Below are 241 nucleotides of genomic sequence, written 5' to 3' on the forward strand. Positions count from 1 at the left end.
CGCGGATCAGGTGCACCACGCACGTCTGAACGGTCGCATTGGGCCAGGTCGCCTCGATCGCCTCCGGCAGCCCGGTGAGGCCGTCGCAGCACACGATGAGCACGTCGCGGATGCCGCGGTTTGAAGCGCCCCAGGTTCTCGGCCGTTCCTATACGGGGTGCGGCTCTCGGTTGAGAGCAGCGTAGTGGGCTTGCTCGTACTCGACGGGCGGGATGTTTCCCAGGGTCGAATGGAGCCTGCG

General features: G+C 66.8%; 1 pseudogene. It reads right to left on the reverse strand.

Annotated elements, in window-relative coordinates:
* A pseudogene (locus QWJ41_RS21405) lies at positions 1-124 on the reverse strand (transposase); the annotation flags it as partial.
* Positions 125-241 lie beyond the last annotated feature (117 nt).

This window comes from Nocardioides cremeus, assembly GCF_030518195.1.
Classification (GTDB): domain Bacteria; phylum Actinomycetota; class Actinomycetes; order Propionibacteriales; family Nocardioidaceae; genus Nocardioides; species Nocardioides cremeus.